This is a genomic window from Streptomyces sp. NBC_01003, from assembly GCF_045162695.1.
GTDB lineage: Bacteria > Actinomycetota > Actinomycetes > Streptomycetales > Streptomycetaceae > Streptomyces.
On the sequence record NZ_CP108707.1, the window covers coordinates 8,524,150 to 8,548,463 of the forward strand.

A 24,314-nucleotide genomic window follows, 5' to 3' on the forward strand; every position below is an offset into this window, starting at 1 on the left:
TGGCACGCCGCCTGATCGGGCCGGGCCGGAGCGTCGCGTTCGGGAGCGTCAGGCGGCGACCGGCGCCCCGGCCAGCAGGCGCTTGATGTCCCGTACGGCCGCGCGCCCCGCCCGGTTGGCGCCGATCGTGCTGGCCGAAGGCCCGTAGCCCACCAGATGGATCCGCGGATCGGCGACCACCCGGGTGTCCTCGGCCTGGATGCCGCCGCCGGGCCCGCGCAGCTTCAGCGGTGCCAGATGCTCGATCGCGGGCCGGAAACCCGTGGCCCACAGGATGACGTCCGCGTCGACCCGCCGGCCGTCGTCCCACTCGACGCCGGACGGCGTGATCCGGTCGAACATCGGCAGCCGGTCGAGCACTCCGTCGGCGCGGGCCTGCCGGATCGCGTCGTTCAGCGGCAGCCCCGTCACCGACACCACGCTCTGCGGGGGCAGTCCCGCCCGGACCCGCTCGTCGACCAGGGCGACCGCCGCGCGGCCGAAGTTCTCGTCGAAGGGACCCTCGTTGAAGACGGGCGGCCGGCGCGTCACCCAGGTCGTCGCGGCCGCGTACGGCGCGATCTCCATCAGATGCTGCGTCCCGGAGGCCCCGCCGCCCACCACGATCACCCGCTGTCCGCGAAACGCCTCCGGACCCGGGTAGATCGCGGTGTGGAGCTGACGCCCGCGGAACGTCTCCTGCCCCGGGTAGCGCGGCCAGAACGGCCGGTCCCAGGTGCCCGTCGCATTGATCAGCGCACGCGTCGACCACGTCCCGGCGGACGTCTCGACGAGCAGCCTCCCTCCCCCAGGGACTCCGACAGGCTCCGTCCAGGGGGGACCCCCACCCCCCTCACGCACGGCGCGCACATCGACGGGACGCCGCACCCGCAGGTCGAACGTCTCCTCGTACGAGGCGAAGTACGCCGCGATCACCTCTGACGACGGCCGGGCCGGGTCCGCGCCGGTCAGTTCCATGCCCGGCAGCGAGTGCATGCCGTGCACTCTGCCGTACGTCAGTGAAGGCCAGCGGAACTGCCAGGCGCCGCCGGGGCGCGGTGAGTGGTCGAGGACGACGAAGTCCCGCTCCGGCTCGAAGCCGGCCCGGCGCAGGTGATAGGCGCTGGACAGTCCTGCCTGCCCAGCGCCTACGACGACCACGTCGACCTCGCGTACGTCCGCTGTGTCCCGCACCCCGATATCGTTCACGCTTCTACTAACTGCACCGGGGGCGTGGATCTTCCCGCAGGGGGCGCGCGACGCTTCAGCGGCCCCCGGCGACCAGAAGCGGCGCGCCACCGACGGCCGGCCTGGTGAGCGGCGACGCCGGTGTCCGCGGCAGCAGCCCGCGCGCCGCCAGATCCGGGATCACGCCCTCCCCGAACCAGTACGCCTCCTCCAGATGGGGGTAGCCCGACAGGACGAAGTGCTCGACGCCCAGCGCGTGGTACTCCTCGATCCGGTCCGCGACGTCGGAGTGGCTGCCGACGAGCGCCGTGCCCGCGCCGCCCCGCACCAGACCGACGCCCGCCCACAGATTGGGCGAGATCTCCAGGTCGTCGCGCGAGCCCCCGTGGAGCGCGAGCATCCGCTGCTGCCCGACCGACTCGCTGCGGCCGAGCGCCTCCTGGGCGGCAGCCACGGTCTCCGGCGACAGGTCGTCGAGCAGCCGGTTCGCTGTCGCCCACGCGTCCGCCGACGAGTCGCGCGAGATGGTGTGCAGCCGGATCCCGAAGCGGACCGTGCGCCCCTCCTTCTCGGCGAGCCCCCGGATCCAGTCGATCTTCTGCTTCACCTGCTCGGGCGGCTCGCCCCAGGTCAGATAGACATCGGTGTGCCGCGCGGCGACCGGACCCGCCGCGGCCGACGAACCGCCGAAGAAGATCTCCGGCAGCGGGTCGGGCGGCAGCGCGGTGAGACCGCCCTCCACCTGGTAGTGCTCACCGCCGAAGTCGAACGGCTGCCCGCTCCACACACCGCGCACGACCGAGAGGAACTCGTCGGTCCGCGCATAGCGCCGGTCGTGGTCCAGGTGGTCGCCGAAGCGCCGCTGCTCGGTCGAGTCACCACCCGTCACCACGTTCAGGAGCAGCCGCCCGCGCGTGATCCGCTGGTACGTTGCCGCCATCTGGGCGGCGAGTACCGGCGAGATCACGCCGGGCCGGAACGCCACGAGGAACTTGAGCCGCTCGGTGTGCTGGGCGAGGGCCACCGTCGTCAGCCAGGCGTCCTCGCACCACGTGCCCGTCGGCGTCAGAACCGCTTCGAACCCCAACTGCTCGGCGGCCTTGGCTATTTGGGTCAGATAGTCGATGTCGGGCGCGCGCACGCCGCTGACCGGAGCGATCCGCGAGCGCTTCACGCCCCCGTCGGTGTAGGCGTGTCGGTCCACGAGCGTGCGGCCGTCGCCGCCCGTCGGCAGAAACCAGTGAAGGTGGACGCTCATCGTCAGGACTCCTTGCCGAAGGTGCGGGGTGCGGTCGTCGACGCCGGCAGACCACCGTTGAACCGGGTGTCCACGAACGACGCGAAGTCGACCTTGCGGGGGATCAGTTTCAGCCTCGCGAAGGTGTCGGCGATCTGCTGCTCCGAGGCGATGGCGGGCTTGTCCACGGCGACGGTGACCCGGGTGCCGTTGGTGCGCTTCACCGCGTCCAGAGCGACGTCGTAGGGCAGCCCGGTGTCCTTCGCCCAGACCTTCGCCCATGCCTCGGGGTGCTTGAAGACCCAGTCCTGGGCGCGCTTGAGCCGCTTGAGGTAGTCGCCGATCGCCGCGGCCTTCTTGCTGTCCTTGAGCGAGGAGGGTGCCGCGACCTGGAACGCGAGCCCATTGGTGAGCCCGTCCCCATCGGTGAGCACCCGCCCCTGCTTCCCCCGCAGGACCTGGGAGGTGTACGGGTCCCAGACGGCCCAGGCGTCCACTTTGCCACCGGTGAACGCGGCGAGCGCGTCGGCCGGCTGGAGGTACTTGACCTGCACGTCCTTGAGGGAAAGACCGGCCTTCTTCAAGGACGCGACCAGCTGGTAGTGCGCGGACGAGCCCTGCGCCACGGCGATGGACCTGCCCTTGAGCTCGTCGGGCTTCTTCAGCTTCGAGTCGCTCGGGACGAGGATGGTGTCGCCCTTCGCGGTCCCGTGGCTGGCCGCCACGACGGCGATCTTCGAGTTGGCGCCGGCCGCGAAGACGGGCGGGGTGTTGCCGACCCCTCCGATATCGACCGCCTGGGCGTTGACGGCCTCAAGGAGCGGTGGCCCGGACGTGAAGGTCGACCAGCGGATCTTGTAGTCGAGGTCGTCGAGCTCGCCGGCGGCGCGGAGTACGGCTTCCGAACCGCCTTTCTGGTCACCGACGTTGAGCGTGAGGCTCCCCTTGCCGTCGGTCCCGCCGCTGCCCGAGCCGCCCGTGGACGTATCGGCGGCGGAGGTGCCGGAGCAGGCGGCGAGCAGCAGGGCCAGGGGGAGCAGTAGAGCGGGGGCGAGGCGTCGTCGCATGGGGAGTCCGTTTCGTGGGTTCATGGCCGGCCGGTCATGGCCGGTGTCGGTCTGTCGGGCGCAGGCCGGAGGGGCCGTAGGGCGGTGCGCCGGTACGGGTGGTGTGTGTAGGGGTGGTGTGTATAGGGGTGGGAGTACCTGACGAGACGTCAGGCGGCGGCTGCGGCAGGGGAGGAAGTCTCCGGCGCGTCGACCCCCAGTCGGTGGAGCAGCTCGGTGCGCAGTTCGCCGAAGCGCGGGTCGGATATCGCGCGCGGACGCTCCAGATCGATCTCGGTCTCGTACGCGATGACGCCTTCGTCCATCACGAGCACACGGTCGGCGAGCAGGACGGCCTCCTCGACGTCGTGCGTGACCAGGAGGACGGCGCAGCCGCGGCGCTGCCACAGCTCGTCTACGAGGCGCTGCGCGTTGATGCGGGTGAGCGCGTCGAGTGCGCCGAACGGCTCGTCGAGCAGCAGCAGATCGGGCTCGCGCACCAGAGCGCGGGCCAGCGATGCACGCTGGGCCTCGCCGCCGGACAGGGTCTTGGGCCACGCGTTCGTGCGGTGGTCGAGGCCGACCTCTGCCAACGCCTGCTCGGCGAGGGCCCGTTCGGGCTTGCCCGGCAACCCGAGCAGTACGTTGCGCCATACCCGCTTCCACGGCATGAGACGCGGCGCCTGGAACGCGACGGCTTTGCGGCGCGGCACGAGCACGGTGCCCTCGATGTCGCGGTCGAGCCCGGCGAGGATGCGCAGCAGGGTCGACTTGCCGCAGCCGCTGCGGCCGAGCAGCGCCACGAACTCGCCCGGCTTCACGTCGAGGTCGAGGCGGTCGATGACGGCACGCCCGTCGAAGGAGCGGGTGAGCCCCTCCACACGTACGGCCGAACGGGTGTCTGTGGACGGGGACTTGGTGGTGGTCACCGGCCGGTGAACGTCGGTCGCCATTGCAGCAGCAGCCTTTCGAGGGTACGGACGACGAAGTCGGCGAGCAGGCCGAGGAACGCGTAGACGATCAGGCAGACGACGATGACGTCGGTCCGCAGGAAGTCCCGGGCCTGCACCATCAGGAAGCCGATGCCGGCGTCCGCGTTGATCTGCTCGGCGAAGACGAGGGCCAGCCAGGAGATGCCGAGCGAGTACCGCAGCCCGGTCATGGCGCCGGGCAGCGCGCCCGGCAGGACCACATGGCGTACGAGACCCCAGCGGGAGAGTCCGAGCGACTCCCCGGCCTCGATCAACTGCGCGTCCACGCCGCGGATTCCGGCGTACACGTTCAGATACAACGGGAACGAGACCCCCAGCGTGATGATGGCGATCTTCGGCGCCTCGCCGATCCCGAACCAGATGATGAACAGCGGGATCAGCCCTACGAACGGCACGGTCCGCAACATCTGCACGCTTGCGTCGACGATGTCCTCGCCGACCCGGAACAGGCCTGAGACGAGGGCGAGTCCGGTACCGACGACCACGCCGAACAGCAGGCCGATTGCGACGCGCTGGAGCGAGACCCCCATGGCGTTGGGCAGCGACCCGTCGGAGACGAGATCACCGGCGACGCGGGCGATGGTGCCGGGAGAGGCGAGGACTTCGGGGGTCAACACGCCTGTACTGCTGAGGAGTTGCCACAGGATGAGCAGCAGGACGGGCCCTGAGGTGCGGCGCAGCCACCGCGGGATCCGAGTGCGTCGGGTGGAGGAGGGGACGAGACGGACGAGCTCGGGACGGCCGACGGAATCGGCACCGGAATCGGCACCGGATTGGGCGGAGACGGCATCCGGGGCAGCCGACGTGGCGACGAGGTCCGGATCCGGCGGGGCATGGCTGATGCTCATGGGTGCTCCACGCAGAAGGCAGGGGAGGGCAGCGGTGAAGGTGAAAGGGGTACGCGTATGCGTCAGCGCCCCCGCGTGAGTTCACGCGGGGTCGAGGCAGGGGCGTACGGGGCTACACGACGTAGCCGGAGATGCGGGGAAAGGGCGTCAGCAGCCGCGGCGACACGCGGCGGAGGCCACCCGCAGCAGGTCGATGTGACCGCGCGTGGTGAGCAGAACTGAACGCAACATGCCGCAGAAAGTAGCCACCTTGTCGACGCAAGGTCAATGGCGTCTCGATGGATGGACGCGCTGTATCAGGTGGCGGGCCGGGGTCGGGCCCGGACGGCGCCCGATGAGTGAGGATGGAGGCATGTCCGACGCCTTCACCACGCGCATCCTGAACGTATCCACCGGCTCCGCGGAGCGGGTCGTCGACCTGACCCACGACTGCGAGACCTTCCTGAGCGAGGTCGCCGCGGGCCGCGACGGCCTGCTCAACATCTTCGTGCCCCACGCGACGGCCGGCGTGGCCGTCATCGAGACGGGCGCGGGCAGCGACGACGACCTCCTTGCCGCCCTCCACGCCCTGCTCCCCGCGGACGACCGCTGGCAACACCGGCACGGCTCCCCGGGCCACGGCCGCGACCACGTCCTCCCGGCCCTGGTCCCACCCCACGCCACCCTCCCGGTGATCGCCGGCACCCTGGAAATGGGCACGTGGCAGTCGGTGTGCCTGGTGGATACGAACAAGGACAACCCCGACCGTCAGGTGCGATTGAGCTTCTTGGGGTGAGCCAGGGTCGATCGAGTTCGTCCTGGGGGTGGCCGTCGGTTCCCACGAGCGCGCCTTCGAGGTCGGGGTGGGCGCGGGTGCTCGAGCGTGGCGTCCCAGTTGTGCCGGTCCCAGACATTGGCCTGGTAGTCGAGCGAGACCTTCGGCTTGATGCCCAGGCTGCAGGGCGACGTTGGCCATCGAGATGTCCAGGGCGTCGAGGGGAAGTGACGCGATACGGCAGGACGTGAAGTCCGACGCCATCGCGGCGGACCGAACTCCGGTTCGTGGTGCATCCAGGGGCGGCGCCTCGGCTCCGGCGACAGGCCCTCCGAGAGGGCCTTTTTCAGCCAGCGGAGCTGACGATGCATCAAATAGGTCATCCGTCCCGGACTCTTGACTCGTTGTCAGGGCCGCGCCATCCTCGACGGGACCTACGCGCGAGTAAGTTAGCGCGTGCCCATCCCGGACAGCGAAGGTAGCCCGGATGACCCTCCTCCGCAGGCGCGGCCTGTTTGCCGTCGTCGTCACCCTCCTGCTGGCTCTCGGCGTGGGCTCCCCTCCGGCCGCAGGCGCCGACACTCCCTGGTGGGAGCCCACGGCGCGGCCCGCCGCCGACTCTCAGATCAACGTCACCGGCGAACCCTTCCGCGGCACGGACAGCCAGGGCCGGGTCCGCGGCTTCATCGACGCGCACAATCACCTGATGTCCAACGAGGGCTTCGGTGGCCGCATCATCTGCGGCAAGCCGTTCTCCGAAGAGGGCATCGCCGAGGCCCTCAAGGACTGCCCCGAGCACTATCCCGACGGCTCCCTCGCCCTCTTCGAGAACGTCACCGGCGGTGCGGACGGCCACCACGACCCGGTGGGCTGGCCGACGTTCAAGGACTGGCCGGCCCACAACTCCCTGAGCCACCAGCAGAATTACTACGCGTGGCTGGAGCGCGCCTGGCGCGGCGGCCAGCGGATCCTGGTCAACGACCTGGTCTCCAACGGCCTGTTGTGCTCGATCTACGTCAGGGACCGCGGCTGCAACGAGATGGACGCCATCCGCCTCGAGGCCCGTAAGTCCTACGAGATGCAGGACTACATCGACAAGATCTACGGTGGAAAGGGCAAGGGCTTCTTCCGTATCGTCACCGACTCCACCCAGGCCCGCCAGGTCGTCGCGGAGGGCAAGCTCGCCGTGGTGCTCGGCGTCGAGACCTCGGAGCCCTTCGGCTGCAAGCAGATCCTCGACGTCCCCCAGTGCAGCCAGGCCGACATCGACAGCGGTCTGGACGAGCTGTACAAGCTGGGTGTGCGCAGCATGTTCCTGTGCCACAAGTTCGACAACGCCCTGTGCGGGGTGCGGATGGACTCCGGCACCATCGGAACGGCCGTGGACATCGGCCAGTTCCTCTCCACCGGCACCTTCTGGAACACGGAGAAGTGCACCGGTCCGCAGCACGACAACCCCGCCGGCAACGCGGCCGCCCCGGCCGAGGTGACCAAGCTGCTCCCCGCAGGCACCAAGGTGCCCACGTACGACAGCGGCGCGCAGTGCAACACCCGCGGGCTGACCCGCCTCGGCGAGTACGCGGTCAAGGGGCTGATGAAACGCAACATGATGCTTGAGGTCGACCACATGAGCGTCAAGGCGGCCGGCCGCACCCTGGACATGCTGGAGTCGGCGGACTACCCCGGCGTGCTTTCCAGCCACAGCTGGATGGACGACGGCTGGCTGGAGCGCGTCTACCGCCTCGGCGGCTTCAAGGCCTCGTACATGTCCAGCGCCGACAGCTTCGCCAAGGAGTCCGCCGGGACCAGGGCGCTGCGCCAGAAGTACGGCGTCGGACTCGGCTACGGCACCGACATGAACGGCGTCGGCGGCTGGCCGGGACCGGTCGGACCCGACGCCCCCAACGCGGTCAAGTACCCCTTCCGCAGCGCCGACGGCGGCTCCGTCATCGACCGGCAGCAAACCGGCGAACGCACCTGGGACTTCAACACCGACGGTGCGGCCCATGTCGGCATGGTGCCCGACTGGATCGAGCAGATGCGGCTCTCCGGCGGCAAGGACACGGTGCAGGACCTGCTCGGCGGCGCGGAGTCCTACCTCGGCACCTGGAAGGCGACCGAACTCCACAAGCCCGCGCCCGACCTCGCCGCCGGCGCCCCGGCGAGCGCCAGCTCGACGGAGTGGAATCCGTTCACCAGCTACGCCGCGGGGCGGGCCGTGGACGGCGACACCGGCACGAGGTGGGCGAGCGGCTGGTCGGACGACCAGTGGCTGCGACTCGATCTGGGCACCTCCCGTACGGTCGGCAAGGTCTCCCTCGACTGGGAACGGGCCTCCGCGCGGGCCTACCGGGTCGAGGTCTCGGACGACGGGACCACGTGGCGGACCGTGTGGTCCACGGACGGCGGGGACGGGGGCCTGGACAACGCGGTGTTCAGTCCGGTGCAGGCGCGGTACGTCCGTATCCACGGCGTGACACGCGCCACCAAGTACGGCTACTCGATCAACGAGGCAGCGGTGTACAGCCGCTGAGCTACTCCCGCACCAACGTCAGGATCTGGTCCGCGACGACGTCCAGCACGTCGCCCGCCTTCTCCTCGTCGCCCAGCACGAGGAAGTTGAGGGTGAGCCCGTCGGTCAGCGCGGCCAGATACCTGGCGGCCGCGGGCTCGGGCACGGACAGCTCCACGCCCAGGACCGAGGGGAGTTGACGGATCACCTTGGTGTGGGCCGCGAGATAGCGCTCGTACTGCCGCCGGGCGAGATGCTCATAGCCGGGCTCCCGCAGGGCGTACTGGGTGAGTTCGTACGTCAGCATGTGCTCGCCGGGATTGGCCAGCACGTGGTCCCAGTACGCCTGGAGCCCGGCGCGGATCGTCTCGCGCAGGCTGGGCCTGCGGGTGAGCGTGGTGAGGACGTCCGACTCGGAGTGCTCGGAGATGGTGTCCATCACCGCTTCGAGCAACTCCTGCTTGGAGTCGAAGCAGTAGTGGAAAACGCTCAGCGAGACGCCCGCCTCCGCCACCACGGACCGCGTGGTGGTCTTCGCGACGCCGTCGCGGGCCATGACCCGGATGGCAGCCTCGACCAGTTGCCTGCGCCGCTGCGCCGACGGCATCCGCCCCATGGTGCCTCCTCCCCTGACCTGCGCAAGCATACGCCGCGGGGGTGCGGCGCAGCGGGCCGCTGTGACGGCCCCGCGTTCTCCTGGCCCCACTGACCGTGCAGCCCGTCCGGACGTCCTCCTGCCGAGACTGGGCGACTGGCTCACCCCGTCCCGCAACGCGGGTGCAGTGGACCGATCTTGTTGTCCAGGTGCGCCCCGGGAGTATCGGCGGCGATGTGCCTCAGCGCTCCCGGGCCGGCGGAGGCCCGTGGTGAGTTCATACCGGCGGAGGCCCGTGGTGGGTTCGTGCCGGAGCAAGTCCGTCCGCTCGAGATGCATCCCGCGACTCGCCCGTCGCAGCCCGACAGCAGCTCAAAGAATGTCTGAATTGGTACCGTTTGCCGGCCGCAATGGGCGGTCCACCGAGGGCATTTCGAGCCGGGAGGCTGCTGGAGATGGGCAAACCAACGCGGCGCGATCTCCTCAAGGGGACCGGGGCGCTCGGCGCCGCCGCCATCGTCGACGGAGCGCTGGGGGCATCGGCGTCGGCGCGTCCGCTCGTCCAAGCGAGGCCGGAGCAGGCCACCACGGTCGAGGGTGCGCACGGCGTGCTCGACGTCGCGGTCATCGGCGCCGGGGTGTCCGGTGCGTATGCCGCCTGGCGGCTGCTCGGCCCGGAAGCCAAGCACAGTCGTGTGCTGAACGAGCTTCGTCGGCGTCGCGGCGGTCGCCTCACGGTGGGCCTGTTCGAGGGCAGCGAGCGCGTCGGCGGCCGCCTCTTCTCAGTGACGCCGCCCGGTATGCCCCACCTGCACGCCGAGCTGGGCGGCATGCGCTACCTGAACACCCAGCCGGTCATCGCCGACCTCGTGGACCATCTCGGGTTGCCGACAGATCCCTTTCCCGTCGACGAGTCGCAGAATCTCGTCTACCTGCGCCAGCACCGCTTCACCCAGTCCCAGTGGGGCGATCCGGCGGTCGTGCCCTACGACCTGCCGGCCGCGATCCGCGGCAAGTCGCCGGACGACGCGCTCGTGTCGGTCATCGAGCGCTTCGTACCCGGCGCCGCCACCATGGACCAACAGGCGTGGGACAAGATCAAGGCGACGGCGTCGGCCGGCGGCCGGCACCTCTATGACATCGGGTTCTGGAACCTGCTGCTCGACGCGGTCGGGCAAGAGGGGTGGGCGTTCCTCCGCGCCGGCTTCGGCTACGGCTCGGTGGTGGCCAACGTCAACGGCATCGAGGCCATGGAAGCGTCGGTGGCCGACTTCGTCGGCTCCCCGGCACCGCAGTACCTGCTTCTGCGCAACGGCTACCAGACAGTGCCCAAGGAGCTCGTCCGGAGGTTCGAGGCGGAAGGCGGGACCGTCCACCTCCACCACCAGGTGCGCCGGATCGACCGGGAGACCGTCCACGGCGAGCAGGTGCTGTCCCTTGCCCTCTCCGTCTGGCCCACCGGCCGGCCGCTCACGGTCCGGGCACGCCACGTCGTTCTGGCCATGCCCCAGCGCTCGATCGAGCTGCTGGACCCGGACACCTTCCTCTTCACCAGCGACCAGTTCCTGTCCGACCTCGGCTCGATCGTCCCGAGGCCCGCCTCCAAGCTCTTCCTCGGCTACGACCGGCCGTGGTGGGAGGATCTCGGCCTGAGCAAGGGCCGCTCGGTGACCGACCTGCCACTGCGCCAGACGTACTACTGGGGCGTCGAGGGGAAGCAGCCCGGTGCCGACCCGGCGAACCGCAACGCCCTGCTGCTGGCCTCCTACAACGACCTGAGCGACGTGGAGTTCTGGAACGAACTGCAGAAGCGGCCACAGCGCCTCGCCCCGGTGGCGGTGACCCGTCCGCCGCGGCCGATGGACGCGGCAGCCCCGGGGACGCTGGTCGACGAGGCGCAGCGCCAGTTGCGCGAGCTGCACGGCCCCGACGCCCGTATCCCCGAACCGAGGTCGGCCTACTTCCAGGACTGGGTACAGGACCCGTACGGAGCGGCCTACCACTTCTGGCAGGTGGGGGCGAAGAGTTGGGAGATCATGCCACGCATGCGCCGCCCGCTCCACGACGCCAACCTGTACGTCTGCGGAGATGCCTATTCGACCGGGCAGGGATGGGTCTGCGGCGCGCTCACCCAGGCCGAGCTGATGCTCGAGGAGCACTTCGGCCTGCCCCGTCCGACGTGGCTCCCGCCGAGCGTCTATCTCGGCTCCTAGGCCGCCGAGGCAGCACGCGGGCAGGAGCCATTGCCCGAGGGCCGCACCGATGCCGTACCCCGCTCCCGGCTGCTCGGGCTTGAGCTGCGGGCTTTCTCCGTAGTGGACGCGGCGGGCACGCCCGGTGCCCGGGCCGCCCGCCGTTGCCGGGGTGCCCGGTCCCGATCGAGAGCGGCCCCGGTGGATCGGTGCCACGGCGGGCAGCCGCCGTGGCACTCACCTCACCAGTCGTGCACGGACCCGTCCCGCAGTCGGTTGACCGGCAGGTACTTGCGCTCGTACGGGAACTTCGCGGCCGCCTGTTCGTCGAACTCGACGCCGATGCCGGGGCGGTCGCCGGGGTGCATCAGGCCGTCCTCGAACGTCCAGGACGTCTCGAACACCTCCTCGTAGCCCGGGAGATGGGCCATGTACTCCTGCATGCCGAAGTTCGGGATCGACAGGTCGACGTGGAGCGCGGCCGCGAGCGACGCGGGGGAGAGGTCGCCCGCGCCGTGCGAGCCGGAGCGGACCCCGTACAGCTCGGCGAGCGAGAAGATCTTGCGCAGGTGCGTGATGCCGCCGGCGTGCGAGACGGAGGTGCGGATGTAGTCGATGAGGCGGTTGGTGATCAGGTGCTGGCAGTCCCAGATCGAGTTGAAGATCTCGCCGACCGCGAGCGGTGTCGTGGTGTGCTGCCGGATGAGGCGGAAGGCCTCCTGGTCCTCGGCCGGGGTGGGGTCCTCGATCCAGAAGAGGCGGTAGGGCTCGAGGGACTTGCCCAGGCGGCCCGCCTCGATGGGGGTGAGCCGGTGGTGCACGTCGTGCAGCAGGTGGAAGTCGTAGCCGAACCGCTCGCGGACGGCGGACATATAGGTCGGCACGAAGTCCAAATAGGCGCCGGTGTCCCAGACTTCCTCGGTCGGCAGCGCCCCGTCGGCCGGCTCGTAGGTGTCGCCGTCGCCCTTGCGCATGCCGTACACCCGCTCCAGACCGGGCACGGCCGCCTGCGCGCGCACCGCGCGGAACCCCTTGTCGAGGAACCGCTGTACGTCGTCGAGGAGTTCGGGGACCGTGTTGCCGCTGGCGTGGCCGTAGACGGTGACGCCGTCGCGGGCCGCGCCGCCGAGCAGCTGGTACACGGGCAGGCCCGCGACCTTGCCCTTGATGTCCCACAGGGCGACGTCGACGGCGGCGATGGCCGTCATGGTGACCGGGCCGCGCCGCCAGTAGGCACCCTTGTACAGGCACTGCCACACCTGCTCGATGCGGGCCGGGTCCTTGCCGATCAGGGTGGGGCAGACGTGGTCGCGCAGGTAGGAGGCGACGGACAGCTCGCGGCCGTTGAGGGTGGCGTCGCCGATGCCGGTGACACCGTCCGAGGTGGTGATCTTCAGGGTGACGTAGTTGCGGCCGGGGCAGGTGACGAAGACCTCGGCCGAGGTGATGGTGGCCATGGGTGCCGTTCTTCTCGATTGGGGGCGCGGGGCAGGGGGAGGTGCGGGCCGGCGCACGGGTCCGGCGGCCGGCACTGGATCAGGTGAGTGCGGAACGCAGCGCGGCCTCGATGCCGTGCACGGCAAGCGTGTGCGCGAACTCGCCGACCGCATCGCCGAGTTCGGGGTGCCGGGCGACCTCCGGCGGCAGCAGGTCGCCTTCGCAGAGCAGCAGGCGGGCCGCGTCGGCGGGACCGGTTGCACGGGCCGCGAGCTCGGCCAGGCGCGACCGGGCACCGTCGTGGACCGTGCCGAGCGCACGCTCGTCGTATGCGTCGTCGGCCGTGATGACGCGCACGTACGCGGCGAGGCCGAGGGCGAGAACGCGCGGGACGCGCCCCGCCGCCAGCGACTCGGCGAGTACCCCCGCCCAGCGGACCGGGATCTTCAGGGAACCGTCGGAGCCGACCTGCGCGGTGCGGTGGCCGAGCGCCGGATTGGCGAACCGGTCGAGGAGTTCGGTGACGTAGGCCTTGCCCGGCATTCCCTCGGGCTCCGGGACCGTCGGCAGGATCTCCTCGCGCATCGCGAACTCCACGGCACCGCCGAGGAGTTCGTCCGTCACCGCCTGGTCGATGCAGCGGTGTCCGCGCAGCAGGCCGAGGTAGGCGAGGAGCGAGTGGGCGCCGTTGAGGAGCCGCAGTTTCATCAGTTCGTACGGGGCGACATCGTCCGTGAACAGCGCGCCCGCGTGCTCCCACGCAGGGCGTCCGGCGCGGAAGTCGTCCTCCATGACCCACAGTCGGTACGGCTCGGCGGGCACCGGCACCGAGTCGCGGACGCCGAAGGCGCGGGCGACCAGGTCACGGTGCTCGTCGGTGGTGGCGGGCGCGATCCGGTCGACCATGGTGTTCGGCGTGGTGAGCGAGCTCGCGACGTAGGTCTGCAGCTCGGGGCGTTCCGCGGCGGGCAGCGCGGCGACGAACTCGTCGACGAGGGCGCGCAGTCGGTGCCCGTTGTCCATGAGGTTGTCGCAGCTGAGCACGGTGACCGGCGACCCGTCGGTGCGGGCCCGATGCTGGAGCCCGCGCACGATCAGGCCGAGGGTGGTGCGGGGCGTGCCGCCCGCGAGGTCGGCGCGGACCAACGGGTCGTCGAGGTCGAGGCGGCCGTCGGCGCCGAAGGTGTACCCCTTCTCGGTCACCGTGAGGGAGACGATGCGTGTGGTGGGGCTGCCGATCGCGGCGACGACCTCGGCGCCTTGTCCGTCGGCGACGAGGCCGGGATGGTGCACCCCGGGCACGGTCGCGGCAACGCCCGCGTCGCGGCGCAGGGTGAGGACCGTGTAGAGCTGGTCCTGTTCCGCCATGCCGGTCAGTACAGGGCGCGGGCCTCGGGCCGCGCTCGTGGAGACACCGGTGATGCCCCAGGGGCCGGGGCTGTGGCGCAGGGCGTCGGCCGTGTGGACGGCCTGGTGGGCGCGGTGGAAGTTGCCCAGGCCCAGATGGACGATGCCGGGTTCGGGGAGGGGTGGAGGCAGCTTCAGACCGGCCACGGGCAGGGCGGTACGGGACAGGCGGGGCAGGGCGCTGCGCGACAGGCGGGTCCGGGTGCGCAAGGTCATCGTCAGACCTCCCGCGCCGGCTCGACCAGGACCTTCATCTGCGACGGGTCGGTCAGCGCGACCTCGAGCGCCTCGGCCGCCCGCTCCAACGGGAAGGCGGAGGTGACCAGTTCAGCCAGGCGGACACGCCCCGCGAGCGCGGCGGCCGCCGCGAAGTCCCCTGCCCCGTACCGGAACGACGTCACAAGGGACAGTTCCTGACGCTGCATCCACGCCAGCGGCAGCTCGGTCAGCGGTCGGCCCGGATTGCCGACCACCACAGCGGTGCCACCGGGGCGCAGCGCGCGGATCCCCGACACCAGGGCGGTCCCCACGCCGGAGCAGTCGAACACGGCGTCGTAACCGTCCGGCGAGGCGAGCGCGTGGGACCGCTCCGGATCGGGCGCGAGGCCGGCGGCGTCCACCGTGTGCAGGCCGAGCCGCGCCGCGAACTCCCGCCGCTCGGCCGCCACATCGGACACCGTCACTGACCCGGCGCCGACGGCCGCCGCGACCTGCGCGACCAGCACACCGATCGGCCCCGCCCCCGTGACCAGCACACGGTGACCGGGGGCGAGCGCGGCGCGGCGCACCGCGTGCACGGCGACGGCGAGCGGCTCGATCAGCGCGCCGAGCCGGACGTCCGTCGACGCGGGCAGCGGATGCACGAAGTCCCGCGGCACGCTCACGTACTCGGCGAGAGCGCCGTCGGTCGGTGGCGAACCGAAACAGGTGCCCTCCGGGCAGAGGTTGTAGCGCCCGGCCCGGCACAGCGCGCACCTGCCGCACGGGTGCGCCGGCTCGATCGCCACAGCTGTGCCGTGGGGCAGGTCGTCGGCACCGGAGCCGTGGCCGACGACCACGCCGGCCGGCTCGTGGCCGAGGACGGTCGGCTGCCGCAGGACGTTCGGGCCGTTCTCGCCGTGGGCGTAGTAGTGCAGGTCGGACCCGCACAGTCCGACGGCACGGACGGCGACCAGGACCTGGCCCGCACCGGGCTCGGGCACCGGGCGGTCCTCGACGCGCACGTCCTTGGGGCCGTGCAGCACGGCGGCGCGATGTATGGACTCGACGGGCTCGACCGACTGGGCCGACTCGACCGACTGGGCCACGGGGCGTCCCTCTCTTTCGTACGGGGATGGAGCGGGCCGGGGCGGGCTAGCGGGGGCTCCGGCGGATCAGGGTCGGACAGGTCGTGGCGCCTGGCGCGGTGCATCGCAAGGCGTCGGAGCGTCCTGATAGCGGAGCTGTTCGGACGTTTCGGCAACGCGGCGAGGTGCCGTGTCAGGCGTCGCGACCCCGGCCGTGATCCGCCGGACACCGCCTAGCGCACCGGCAGCGGTTCGACGCGCTTGATGACGAACGCGTAGGTGAGGGCGCCGACGACGGACAGGGCGCCGGACACCAGGAGCGGCACCAGGTACGAGCCTCCGGAGGACGCCAGCAGGAATCCGGTGACGATCGGGCCGAGGATTCCCGCCACGTTCGAGGCGAAGTTCTGGATACCGGCGAGCGAGGCGACATGCCCGGCGGTCGGCGCCACGTCGGCGGGCAGCGACGCGACGGACGCGGTCGAGAAGGTCAGCGAGGCGTAGCTGAGGGAGAGCAGCGCGAGGGCGCCGGACGCGGTCGGCACGACGACGGTGAGCGCGATCACGGACGAGCACAGCGTGCCGGAGACCAGGCAGGTCTTGCGGACCTTGGTGGTGGACCAGCCCTTGCGGAGCAGCCGGTCGGCGGTGAATCCGCCGAGCAGCGACCCGAAGATGGCGACCAGACCCGGGACCGTGCCGAAGAAGCCCAGCTTGAGGAGGTCGAAGCCGCGCTCGTCGACGAGGTAGCTGGGGAACCAGGTGATGAAGAAGTAGATGACGTAGTTGAGGCAGAAGAAGCCGAGCATCATGCCCCAGACCGTCCGGTAGCGGAACAGGTCCCGCCAGCGCACCTTGGGCGCGTCCGCATCCTGCGTGGCCGTCTCGTCGGTGTGAGCGCCGCCCGCCTCGATGTAGGCGCGCTCCTCGGCGGTCAGCTTCGGGTGGTCGGCGGGCTCGTGGTAGAGCCGCCACCAGCCGATGATCCACAGGAAGCCGAGCAGGCCGCAGGCGATGAACGCGACCCGCCAGTGGAACACGGAGACCAGCATCGTCACCAGCGGCAGGGCGATGGCGGTGCCGACGCGCGCGCCGTTGTCCCAGACGCTGTTGGCGAGCGTTCGTTCGTGCCGGGGGAACCAGCGGGAGACGGCCTTCGCGGGTGCGGGATAGCCGGCGGCCTCACCGGCGCCGAGCAGCATCCGGGCGCCGACGAGCGAGCCGACGCCGCGGACCAGGCCCATCCCGACGGTGGCCACCGACCACCAGATGGCGCCGATCGCGAAGACCCGCTTCACGCCGTACTTGTCCAGGAGCGCCCCGGCGGGCAGTTGGCACAGCGCGTACGTGAAGAAGAAGGCACTGAGGATGAAGCCCTGCGTCTCGGGACCGATGCGCAGGTCGTCCGACATGGACGGCAGCGCGACGCTGAGCGTGGAACGGTCCAGGTAGTTGACCGCGAGGCCGCCGAAGCACAGGACGGCTATGCCCCAGCGGACGTTCTTCCCCCGGCCGCGCGGGCGGGCGGGGAGCGAGGAGCCGGGCGGGGCAGCCGGCGCCTCACTCTCGGTGACGGAGCGGGTGGTCATCGTTGACCTCCGGTCGAGGGGGACGTGCGGACGTGACGGAAGCGGTTCGCGAGACCGGGGCACAGGAGTGTCCACAGTGGGGACAGGGACACGGGCGTGGCCAGGGGGTCCGTTGACCCCCGCGTCATTTTCTACCCCGGTCCGCACTTACATACAAGGCTTGTATGTAAGTACCCTTGCAGCTGAGGTGAGAAAGTGAGCGTCATGGCAGCTCAGCGGCGGGAACCGAGAAAGACGCGACGGGTCGAAGCGGAGGCGTCACGTCCGCGCGAGTCCGTCCGGGCTCGGGTGCACGCCCTGCTGCGGGCGCGCATCACCTCCCTCGAGCTCCTGCCGGGCGCGCCCCTGTCGGAGAACGAGCTGGCCGCGGAGCTGGACGTCAGCCGCACCCCGGTGCGCGAGGCGCTGATCCTGCTGGGCGAGGAGTCGCTGGTCGACGTCTTCCCCAAGCTCGGTACGTTCGTCTCGCGGATCAGCGTCGACGCCGTCCTGGAAGCCCAGTTCATGCGGGAGGCGCTCGAACTGGCGGCGCTGCGCGAGGCGGTGACGAAGTCCGGCGCGCAGGACATCACGGCGCTGCGCGCCATCCTCGACGCACAGCGGGCCGCGCTGAAGGCGGGTGACGCGGACGTGTTCTTCGAGCAGGACGAGGCCTTCCACCGTCGCCTGATGGAGGCGAGCGGTCACCGCACGCTGTGGCGCACGGTGGCGACCGCCAAGGCGCACCTCGACCGGGCCCGCCGGCTGAGTCTGCCGCTGCCGCACCGGATCGAGACGCTGGTCGACGAGCACACCGCGGTGGTCGACGCCCTGGAACGGCGGGACGCGGCGGGCGCGGAGGACGCGCTGCGCGGACACCTTCAGGGCGTCTTCGACGACATCGGCACGATCCGGGCGAGCCATCCCGAGCTGTTCGCGGATCCGCATGAGCAGCCGGGCGCCCCGTCCCGCCCGCGAGTCCATCCCGGGCTGCGCGCCTGACGTCTACCCGGGGGCGGACCCGGCCGGGATGCCGCATGAGGTGTTCGAGGAGCGCGTACTCCGTCGGGCTGGGCTCCACCGGCACACCGGCCCGCGTCACACGCCTTCGGGCTGACGTTCCTCGGATGCCGTCGCCGTGAGCGTCTCGGGGCAGCCCTCGGCGATCGTGCGGTCGAGTTGCTGGGTGCGGAAGCCGCGTGGCGGGAAGACCGCTTGAGCGGTGGGCGCCTGAGCGGGGTGGGTAGACCGGACGGGCGCGTCCAGCAGTGTGGGCGGCGGTCCAACCGCTGGTCCGCCGCCCACGTCTTCACCGGCCGGGAAGTGACCCCGGACTCAGCTGTGCGTCACTTCGGCGCCGTACAGGGCGACCTCGCCGTAGTTCGAGGTGTCGCACGGCGAGGAGTTGTTGCAGTTCGCCTGGGTGTAGTCGCCCGCCTTGAAGTAGCCGCTGCCGAAATCGGCGTCGACCGTGGCCTGGAGCGTGCCGTTGTAGTAGACGTCGACCTGCCCGTCGTGAACGACGAACTTACCCTCGAAGCGCGTGCCCAGCTGGTAGTTGGAGGTCACGAGCTTGTAGTGGGTGGTGTTGTACGAGGTGACGTACAGGTTGGTGCCTTCGAGGCGGAACGATGTGACGTCGCTCGTCTCGTCATGTATCTGACCAGCCATCACATGCGGCTTGTCCTCGGGGAGATGTGTGATCGCCTCGTCGAAGACCATGGTGTGGGTGCCGGAGGTGGACGACCAGCTCGCCGTGGACGATCCGTCCGCGGTCATCTCGCGCAGCTCCGACCGCGGGTAGCCGGTGTTGCTGGTGGTGGCGCCGTTGACCGCGGCGCGCATCAGGATCGCGTCGCAGGTCGACTTGGTGGTGAACCAGGGGGACTTGCTGTAGGTCGCCAGGGCGGGCTGCTTGACCTCCTGAGGGGATCCGGAGCTGGTGGGCAGGGGCAGCTGGAGCTTCCAGCCGGTGCTCAGGCCGATCGCCTCGGCCGGCGCGGGGCAGGCCGCGGCGCCCGCCGGGGCGGCGGAGGCGCCGGGGACCGCGGTGATCAGTGCGGCGGCGAGTAACGGTGAGGCCAGCAGGGCGAGGTTGCGGCGCGATGTCATGGATGAGCGGACGTACTTGTTCATGAGCGGCTCCTTCAATTTTTCGACAGACCTTCGACAGACCCTGGGGTGGATCTTCGGTGGACCTTCGATGCGGCTGCCGGGGCAGGCCCGGCCGCCCGGGTTCGTTCAGCAGGCCAGTTCTCGTACCGTCCCTTCGTCGATGCCGATACCGAGGCCGGGGCCGGTGGGCACCTCGGCCGTCCCCGCGCGCACCCGGATCGTGGGTCCGGTGGCGTAAGGACTGGTCAGGAACTGGCGGCCGTTGAGGTCGGCCGGAGCGACGAGGTCGTAGGCCGCGAAGAGATGCAGTGACGCGGCGAGGCCGATGTCGGACTCGGTCAGGCCCGAGCCCATCAGCGCCACGCCGCAGTCCTCGGCCAGCTGGCACTGGCGCAGCGACAGGGTGAGTCCGGCGCAGCGCTGCACCTTGGCGACGGCGGTGCCGATCGCGCCTCTGCGGACGAACGTGGCCAGGTCGGAGGGGTGGCGCAGGCTCTCGTCCACGGCGATCGGCACGGGGCTCAGGTCGCGCAGCCGGCGCAGGCCCTCGATGTCGTTGGCGGGCAGGGGCTGTTCGAGCGCCACGATGTCCAGGGGCGCGAGCAGCCGGGCAAGGCGCAGGGCCGAATCCTGTGTGCCGGCCTGATTGGCGTCGACGACGAGGCGGGCGTCGGGCGCCGCTTCGCGCACGGCGGCGACGCGGGCGACCTCCTCGGTCTCGGGCTCTCCGGGCGTGAGGCCCGTCTTGATCTTGAAGTGCCGGTATCCGTGCGCCTGTCCCTCGGCGACCGAGTCCGCGAGCGACGCCGGATCGGAGCCGGTGGCGATCCAGCACAGGTCGACGGTGTCGTGGCGGCGCCTGCCCCACAGCTCGCCGAGGCTCACGCCGCGCGACCGGGCGAGCGCGTCGTGCCAGGCGACGTCGAGGGCGGCGCGGGCCAGTGGCATCCCGGTTGACCAGCCGCGCCGGATGGTGCGGTCGCACACCCGCGCCAGGCCGTCCAGATCCCACAGCGGCAGCCCGGTCGAGGCGGGCGCCAGGTAGTGCGTGAGGGTCGACACGATCGACTCGGTGGTCTCGTACGTCCAGCTCGGGATCGGCGTGGCCTCTCCCCAGCCCGTACTGCCGTCCGAGGCGGTGACCTTGACCAGGACGCGTACGGCGGGCTGCCCTTTGACGGTCACGCCGCCACCCGCGACCGCGAAGTCCCGCAGCGTGGGCAGGGCGACGGTGAAGGTCTCGATGCGCTCGACGACGACTGCGGACCGGGAAGCGGTGGGTGGCTGCTCTGCGTTCAGAACCATTGCGTCTTGTCCACTACGTTGATCAACGGGCGTCCTGCGGCGAAGCGTCGGGCGTTCTCCGTCAGCACCTCGAAGCGGCGCTCCGCGGCATGCGGACCCGCCCCCGCCACGTGCGGGGTGAGCAGCGCGCGCGGGTGGCGCCACAGCGGATGGTCGGCCGGGAGCGGCTCGCGCTCCATGACGTCCAGGGCGGCGCCTCGCAGCTGCCCCGCGTCCAGGGCAGCGACCAGGTCGTCGAGGCGGACGGTCGGTCCGCGGCCCACATTCACCAGACAGGCGCCGCGCTTCATCGCCGCAAAGCGGTCAGCGTCGAACAGGCCTTCCGTCCGCGGGGTGTGCGGAACGGTGACGATCACGATGTCCGTCTCGCCGAGCACCTTGTCGAGGCGGTCGGGCGGCACGATCCGGGTGAAGCCGGGCGGCGGCGCGGTGACACGGGCGTCGACCCCGTCCACCCGAGTCCCGAACGCGGCGAGCAGCCGCCCGATCTCGGCGCCGACCGCCCCCGTCCCGACGACGAGGGCACGTGCCTCGCCGAGCGGGACGATCGCGCCGTCCGACCAGTCCGGTGCCCAGTGGGCGGCGGACTGCTCGCGCACGTAGCGGGGGATCTGCCGGGCGAGGGCCAGGACGAGGGCGAGGGTGTGGGCGGCGACATGGTCGGTGTAGGTGTCGCGCATGTTGGTGACCTGGACCGGATGACTGACCAGCGCCGGATGGTAGAAGCCGGGCGGTGGTCCGGCCTGCGGGGCCTGGAGCCACCTCAACCCGTCGGCCATGGCGAGGAGTTCGGGCGTGAGGGTGCCGTACGCGGCATCCGCGCGGCCCAGCGCCGCCTCGACGTCCTCGGGGTCCTGGGGGACCAGCACGTCGATGCCCGGGACCGCGCGCGCGAGCCGACCGGGCCAGGTGCGCGTCTCTTCCGGGGCGGGCGGCACCAGTACGAAGGTGAAGGTCATGCGGCATGCTCCATCGCCTCGGCGGTCACCTCGTGGCGCAGCGGCTGCCCGGCGACGTAGCGGTCCAGCTCCTCGGCCATGGCCCGCCCGAGCAGACGGCGCTCCGGCCCGAGACTGCCGGCGAGATGCGGGGTGACCACCACGTTGTCGAGCGTGAACAGGGGTGAACCGGGAACGGCCGGCTCCGGGTCGGTGACGTCGAGTACGGCGAAGAGGTCCGGCCGTTCCTCGAGTACGCGGACCAGCGCGGGCTCGTCGATCAGTCCGCCGCGGGCGGTGTTGACGAGGGTGGCGTCGGGGCGCATGGAGCGCAGCAGGGGTGCGTCGACCATGGCGCGGGTCTCGTCGAGCAGCGGCGCGTGGAGGCTCACCACGTCGCTGAGCGCGAAGACTTCCTTCAGCGTGGCCGGTTCGACCCCGAGGGTGCGGGCGTCCGCGTCGGACACATAGGGGTCGTGGGCGAGGACGCGTACGCCGTGCCGGACGAGGAGCCGCGCGGTGGCCCGCCCGGTGGCGCCGAGGGAGACGAGACCGACGGTGGCGCCCGCGGTGCCGGGTTCGCTGCGGCGTACGGCGGCTGCCCGCGCGCGCCGCGCTGTCAGCGCATAGCGCCAGCCGTGCTTGAGGGCGTACAGGATCTGGGCGAGCGCGAAGTCCGCGACCCTGTCGGCGATCACGGCACCCGCGGACGCGATGCGCACGCCGCGTGCCCACGACTCCTCGGTGACGATTCCCCGCACGGAACCGGCCGCGTAAAGGACGAGCGACAGGCGCGGCGCGCGGGCGAGCAGGTCGGGGGAGAGGCGGGGGGCGCCCCAGCTGGTGACGAGGACGTCTGTGTCCGCCAGCGCGTTCGCGGACCCGGACAGGTCCGCCGCGGAACACGGCGGCTGCTCGATGGTCAAGTGCCGTTCGATCAGCGCGCGTTCGTCGGGGCCGTAGACGTCGTCGAAGCGTGCCGGGTCCATCACCGGCCTTGGGGACCAGCGGAACAGCCAGTAACGCTAAGCACTTGATCTTGCTGCGTTCGCCTACAACTCGAACGTCAGCTGCCCGCCGGTTTCGAGCGCGGTATGCCGGGTCTGGGCCCGGGTGCGGGCGTGGTGGTTACGGTCGTAGTGCAGGTGGCAGCCCTGGCATGGCTTTGAGGTTGGCCGGGTGACAGTTCTCCGGCGTGTGGTCGAGGTGCGCGCTCTCGTCGTCAGGATGACCCGCGAACCGGTGCCGTACACGGGCTGTCCGTGCCGGTTGGGACACCGGCCGGGGTGACTGCCGCGTCCGCACTCGCCTTCACACTCGCACCGCCAGCCGGCGCGTTCGTTGATGGCGTTGGAGATGTCCGGCCAGTCGACGGGACAACGCTCGCGGTTCTAGGGACGGATCGGCACGTGGGGTCACCGTTCCGCAGCGTCGAGCTGGTGGGGGACGGCGGAGGCGCGCAGGTCTTGGAGGTCGGGGATGTGGTTGTAGAGGGTGCCCGGGGAGATGCCCAGCATTTTGGCGATCGAGGTGATGGAGCGGCCGGGGTCGGGCAGCAGGTCGCGGGCGGCGCGGATGACTTCCTCGGTAGCGACGGTGGGGCGCCCGCCGACCCGGCCGCGGGCGCGGGCGGCGGCCAGGCCCTCGCGGGTGCCCTGGACGATGAGTTCGCGGATGAACTCCGCCAGAGCGGCGAAGACGTGGAAGACGAGCCGGCCGCCGGGGGTGGTGGTGTCGAGGTTCTCGTGCAGCGAGGTGAAGCCGATCCCGCGCGTCCGGAGTTCGGCGACCATGTTGATGAGGTCCTGGAGGCTGCGGCCGTAGCGGTCGAGCGAGGGGACGACGAGGGTGTCACCAGCGTCGAGGAAGGCGTGGCACGCCTTCAATTCCGGGCGGAGGGCGTTCTTGCCGGACTTCTTGTCCGAGAAGATCTTCCGGCATCCGGCGGTGGTGAGGGCGTCGATCTGCCGGTCGAGCTTCTGTCCGCCGCTGGACACCCGCGCGTACCCGATCTTGATCTCGGTGCAGACAAGCGGTTCGGCAACGAGGAGTTCGGGGTGGCCGGACGGCTCCGGAGTGTCACTCATGACCCCGGATCATGTCAGAAAACGGTGGTCGAGGGTTCTTGAATGACCCAGGTTTTTGAAGGGTTTTTTGAAGGGGCTGCGGGGTGTGCGGACCCCTGCACGGTGATCTTCAGGAAACGTTCGTTTTTTGAAGGCGAGGCTCGTCGACCCGCATCGTCTTCTTTGTTGGATCGGAGTGTCGCAGTAAGGGCGGTTGGTGCGATGCCGGGCCCTCATCAGCACCCCGGGCGAGACTCTGACGGCACGGTCGGCGGCAGCCCGGCCGGGACGCAAGGGGTCATCCCGGTTTCTGATCGATCTCGGCGAGTCGCGCCTCCACCTGGTCTCCCAATTCGATCAGCAGGTCCATCTGCGCAGGGGTCACGTGGTCGATCAGCACATTGCGCACGTCAGCCAGGTGGAGCGGGGCGGCTGCCTCGACGAGGGTGCGGCCCTGTTCGGTGATGACCACGACGGCCCCTCGCTGGTCGGTCGCGCATCGCTCGCGGCGGATGAGGTTGCGGTTCTGCATGCGGGTCAGATGCTGCGACAGACGGCTCTTCTCCCATCGCAGCGCATCTCCGAGTGCGAACGACCGCAGGCGTCCCTCGGGCGCCTCGGACAGGTGCGCCAGCACCTGGTAGTCGGCGGTGGACAGCCCGCCGTGGGTGCGCAGCTGCCGCTCGATGTATTCGGACAGGCCGGCCTGCATCTTCATGAGGCTGCGCCAAGCCCGCTGTTCACGCTCGTCCAGCCATCGCGGTTCGTCCATGAAGCCCACCCTACCGCTTTGGTTGACATGTTAACCAGTCCGTCGTACGGTTTGGTTAACACCTCAACCAAATGGAC

The 24,314-nt window shown here is 70.7% G+C and carries 21 protein-coding genes; 4 read left to right on the plus strand and 17 right to left on the minus strand.

From position 1 onward, the window contains the following. Window positions 1-48: 48 nt before the first annotated feature. From OG698_RS38960 to OG698_RS38985, 6 genes are all read right to left on the minus strand, one after another. Window positions 49-1,173, minus strand: coding sequence for an NAD(P)-binding domain-containing protein (locus OG698_RS38960; RefSeq protein WP_399975391.1), 1,125 nt, complete (start codon window positions 1,171-1,173; stop codon window positions 49-51). 70 nt (window positions 1,174-1,243) lie between these two features. Continuing rightward, complete coding sequence (locus OG698_RS38965) at window positions 1,244-2,425, minus strand: LLM class flavin-dependent oxidoreductase (protein ID WP_406108719.1); 1,182 nt, start codon at window positions 2,423-2,425, stop codon at window positions 1,244-1,246. 2 nt (window positions 2,426-2,427) lie between these two features. Next, window positions 2,428-3,471: an ABC transporter substrate-binding protein gene (locus OG698_RS38970; protein ID WP_406108721.1), complete on the minus strand. Its 1,044-nt coding sequence runs from the start codon at window positions 3,469-3,471 to the stop codon at window positions 2,428-2,430. A 149-nt stretch (window positions 3,472-3,620) separates the two neighbouring features. Then, window positions 3,621-4,403 carry an ABC transporter ATP-binding protein gene (locus tag OG698_RS38975; RefSeq protein WP_406108722.1) on the minus strand — a complete coding sequence of 261 codons (783 nt, stop codon included), beginning with the start codon at window positions 4,401-4,403 and terminating at the stop codon, window positions 3,621-3,623. Further along, window positions 4,376-5,290 (minus strand): ABC transporter permease, encoded by a 915-nt coding sequence (locus OG698_RS38980; RefSeq protein ID WP_406108724.1) that lies wholly within the window; start codon window positions 5,288-5,290, stop codon window positions 4,376-4,378. The genes OG698_RS38975 and OG698_RS38980 overlap by 28 nt, the downstream gene beginning before the upstream one ends. Window positions 5,291-5,437: 147 nt before the next feature. Next, the gene (locus tag OG698_RS38985) at window positions 5,438-5,521 is read right to left on the minus strand and encodes a putative leader peptide (RefSeq protein ID WP_350495123.1); all 84 of its coding nucleotides are present in this window, start codon (window positions 5,519-5,521) and stop codon (window positions 5,438-5,440) included. A 121-nt stretch (window positions 5,522-5,642) separates the two neighbouring features. On the opposite strand from OG698_RS38985, the gene OG698_RS38990 reads away from it, so the two are divergent. Both OG698_RS38990 and OG698_RS38995 read left to right on the plus strand, forming a co-directional pair. Then, window positions 5,643-6,065 carry a YjbQ family protein gene (locus tag OG698_RS38990; RefSeq protein WP_406108726.1) on the plus strand — a complete coding sequence of 141 codons (423 nt, stop codon included), beginning with the start codon at window positions 5,643-5,645 and terminating at the stop codon, window positions 6,063-6,065. A 466-nt stretch (window positions 6,066-6,531) separates the two neighbouring features. Further along, window positions 6,532-8,577 (plus strand): discoidin domain-containing protein, encoded by a 2,046-nt coding sequence (locus tag OG698_RS38995; RefSeq protein ID WP_406108728.1) that lies wholly within the window; start codon window positions 6,532-6,534, stop codon window positions 8,575-8,577. A 1-nt stretch (window position 8,578) separates the two neighbouring features. Here OG698_RS38995 and OG698_RS39000 read toward each other — a convergent pair whose 3' ends face one another. Next, a complete protein-coding gene (locus OG698_RS39000) occupies window positions 8,579-9,172 on the minus strand; it encodes a TetR/AcrR family transcriptional regulator (RefSeq protein WP_100598416.1) in 594 nt (197 codons plus the stop codon). A gap of 434 nt (window positions 9,173-9,606) precedes the next feature. On the opposite strand from OG698_RS39000, the gene OG698_RS39005 reads away from it, so the two are divergent. Next, the gene (locus OG698_RS39005) at window positions 9,607-11,364 is read left to right on the plus strand and encodes an FAD-dependent oxidoreductase (RefSeq protein WP_406108730.1); all 1,758 of its coding nucleotides are present in this window, start codon (window positions 9,607-9,609) and stop codon (window positions 11,362-11,364) included. Window positions 11,365-11,585: 221 nt separating this feature from the next. Here OG698_RS39005 and manD read toward each other — a convergent pair whose 3' ends face one another. From manD to OG698_RS39025, 4 genes are all read right to left on the minus strand, one after another. Beyond that, window positions 11,586-12,800 carry a D-mannonate dehydratase ManD gene (gene manD / locus OG698_RS39010; protein ID WP_406108732.1) on the minus strand — a complete coding sequence of 405 codons (1,215 nt, stop codon included), beginning with the start codon at window positions 12,798-12,800 and terminating at the stop codon, window positions 11,586-11,588. 79 nt (window positions 12,801-12,879) lie between these two features. After that, a complete protein-coding gene (locus OG698_RS39015) occupies window positions 12,880-14,403 on the minus strand; it encodes a mannitol dehydrogenase family protein (RefSeq protein ID WP_406108734.1) in 1,524 nt (507 codons plus the stop codon). 2 nt (window positions 14,404-14,405) lie between these two features. Continuing rightward, a complete protein-coding gene (locus tag OG698_RS39020; protein WP_406108736.1) occupies window positions 14,406-15,494 on the minus strand; it encodes an alcohol dehydrogenase catalytic domain-containing protein in 1,089 nt (362 codons plus the stop codon). Between the two features lie 212 nt (window positions 15,495-15,706). Then, complete coding sequence (locus OG698_RS39025; protein ID WP_406108738.1) at window positions 15,707-17,062, minus strand: MFS transporter; 1,356 nt, start codon at window positions 17,060-17,062, stop codon at window positions 15,707-15,709. 204 nt (window positions 17,063-17,266) lie between these two features. Here OG698_RS39025 and OG698_RS39030 point away from each other — a divergent pair, with 204 nt between their 5' ends. Beyond that, window positions 17,267-18,043, plus strand: a complete 777-nt coding sequence (locus OG698_RS39030; RefSeq protein WP_406108740.1) for a GntR family transcriptional regulator — start codon at window positions 17,267-17,269, stop codon at window positions 18,041-18,043. A gap of 333 nt (window positions 18,044-18,376) precedes the next feature. Here the strand turns inward: OG698_RS39030 and OG698_RS39035 are convergent, their stop codons facing one another. The 6 genes from OG698_RS39035 to OG698_RS39060 form a co-directional block, all read right to left on the minus strand. Further along, window positions 18,377-19,177, minus strand: coding sequence for a polysaccharide lyase family 7 protein (locus tag OG698_RS39035; RefSeq protein ID WP_406108742.1), 801 nt, complete (start codon window positions 19,175-19,177; stop codon window positions 18,377-18,379). 105 nt (window positions 19,178-19,282) lie between these two features. Beyond that, window positions 19,283-20,461 (minus strand): mandelate racemase/muconate lactonizing enzyme family protein, encoded by a 1,179-nt coding sequence (locus OG698_RS39040; RefSeq protein WP_406108744.1) that lies wholly within the window; start codon window positions 20,459-20,461, stop codon window positions 19,283-19,285. After that, the gene (locus OG698_RS39045; protein ID WP_406108745.1) at window positions 20,452-21,420 is read right to left on the minus strand and encodes a D-2-hydroxyacid dehydrogenase; all 969 of its coding nucleotides are present in this window, start codon (window positions 21,418-21,420) and stop codon (window positions 20,452-20,454) included. Before OG698_RS39045 ends, OG698_RS39040 begins: the two co-directional genes overlap by 10 nt. After that, the gene (locus OG698_RS39050) at window positions 21,417-22,388 is read right to left on the minus strand and encodes a hydroxyacid dehydrogenase (protein ID WP_406108747.1); all 972 of its coding nucleotides are present in this window, start codon (window positions 22,386-22,388) and stop codon (window positions 21,417-21,419) included. The genes OG698_RS39045 and OG698_RS39050 overlap by 4 nt, the downstream gene beginning before the upstream one ends. Before the next feature lie 426 nt (window positions 22,389-22,814). Then, the gene (locus OG698_RS39055) at window positions 22,815-23,486 is read right to left on the minus strand and encodes a recombinase family protein (RefSeq protein WP_143606564.1); all 672 of its coding nucleotides are present in this window, start codon (window positions 23,484-23,486) and stop codon (window positions 22,815-22,817) included. Window positions 23,487-23,763: 277 nt separating this feature from the next. Continuing rightward, window positions 23,764-24,237, minus strand: a complete 474-nt coding sequence (locus OG698_RS39060; protein WP_406108748.1) for a MarR family winged helix-turn-helix transcriptional regulator — start codon at window positions 24,235-24,237, stop codon at window positions 23,764-23,766. Between the last annotated feature and the right edge of the window lie 77 nt (window positions 24,238-24,314).

Bases quoted from the DNA above. Each gene is read 5' to 3' on its own strand.
- OG698_RS38965 (WP_406108719.1), bottom strand. From the start codon at position 2,425: ATGAGCGTCCACCTTCACTGGTTTCTGCCGACGGGCGGCGACGGCCGC.
- OG698_RS38970 (WP_406108721.1), bottom strand. From the start codon at position 3,471: ATGCGACGACGCCTCGCCCCCGCTCTACTGCTCCCCCTGGCCCTGCTG.
- OG698_RS38975 (WP_406108722.1), bottom strand. From the start codon at position 4,403: ATGGCGACCGACGTTCACCGGCCGGTGACCACCACCAAGTCCCCGTCC.
- OG698_RS38980 (WP_406108724.1), bottom strand. From the start codon at position 5,290: ATGAGCATCAGCCATGCCCCGCCGGATCCGGACCTCGTCGCCACGTCG.
- OG698_RS38985 (WP_350495123.1), bottom strand. From the start codon at position 5,521: ATGTTGCGTTCAGTTCTGCTCACCACGCGCGGTCACATCGACCTGCTG.
- OG698_RS38990 (WP_406108726.1), top strand. From the start codon at position 5,643: ATGTCCGACGCCTTCACCACGCGCATCCTGAACGTATCCACCGGCTCC.
- OG698_RS38995 (WP_406108728.1), top strand. From the start codon at position 6,532: ATGACCCTCCTCCGCAGGCGCGGCCTGTTTGCCGTCGTCGTCACCCTC.
- OG698_RS39000 (WP_100598416.1), bottom strand. From the start codon at position 9,172: ATGGGGCGGATGCCGTCGGCGCAGCGGCGCAGGCAACTGGTCGAGGCT.
- OG698_RS39005 (WP_406108730.1), top strand. From the start codon at position 9,607: ATGGGCAAACCAACGCGGCGCGATCTCCTCAAGGGGACCGGGGCGCTC.
- manD (WP_406108732.1), bottom strand. From the start codon at position 12,800: ATGGCCACCATCACCTCGGCCGAGGTCTTCGTCACCTGCCCCGGCCGC.
- OG698_RS39015 (WP_406108734.1), bottom strand. From the start codon at position 14,403: ATGACCTTGCGCACCCGGACCCGCCTGTCGCGCAGCGCCCTGCCCCGC.
- OG698_RS39025 (WP_406108738.1), bottom strand. From the start codon at position 17,062: ATGACCACCCGCTCCGTCACCGAGAGTGAGGCGCCGGCTGCCCCGCCC.
- OG698_RS39030 (WP_406108740.1), top strand. From the start codon at position 17,267: ATGGCAGCTCAGCGGCGGGAACCGAGAAAGACGCGACGGGTCGAAGCG.
- OG698_RS39035 (WP_406108742.1), bottom strand. From the start codon at position 19,177: ATGAACAAGTACGTCCGCTCATCCATGACATCGCGCCGCAACCTCGCC.
- OG698_RS39040 (WP_406108744.1), bottom strand. From the start codon at position 20,461: ATGGTTCTGAACGCAGAGCAGCCACCCACCGCTTCCCGGTCCGCAGTC.
- OG698_RS39045 (WP_406108745.1), bottom strand. From the start codon at position 21,420: ATGACCTTCACCTTCGTACTGGTGCCGCCCGCCCCGGAAGAGACGCGC.
- OG698_RS39050 (WP_406108747.1), bottom strand. From the start codon at position 22,388: ATGGACCCGGCACGCTTCGACGACGTCTACGGCCCCGACGAACGCGCG.
- OG698_RS39055 (WP_143606564.1), bottom strand. From the start codon at position 23,486: ATGAGTGACACTCCGGAGCCGTCCGGCCACCCCGAACTCCTCGTTGCC.
- OG698_RS39060 (WP_406108748.1), bottom strand. From the start codon at position 24,237: ATGGACGAACCGCGATGGCTGGACGAGCGTGAACAGCGGGCTTGGCGC.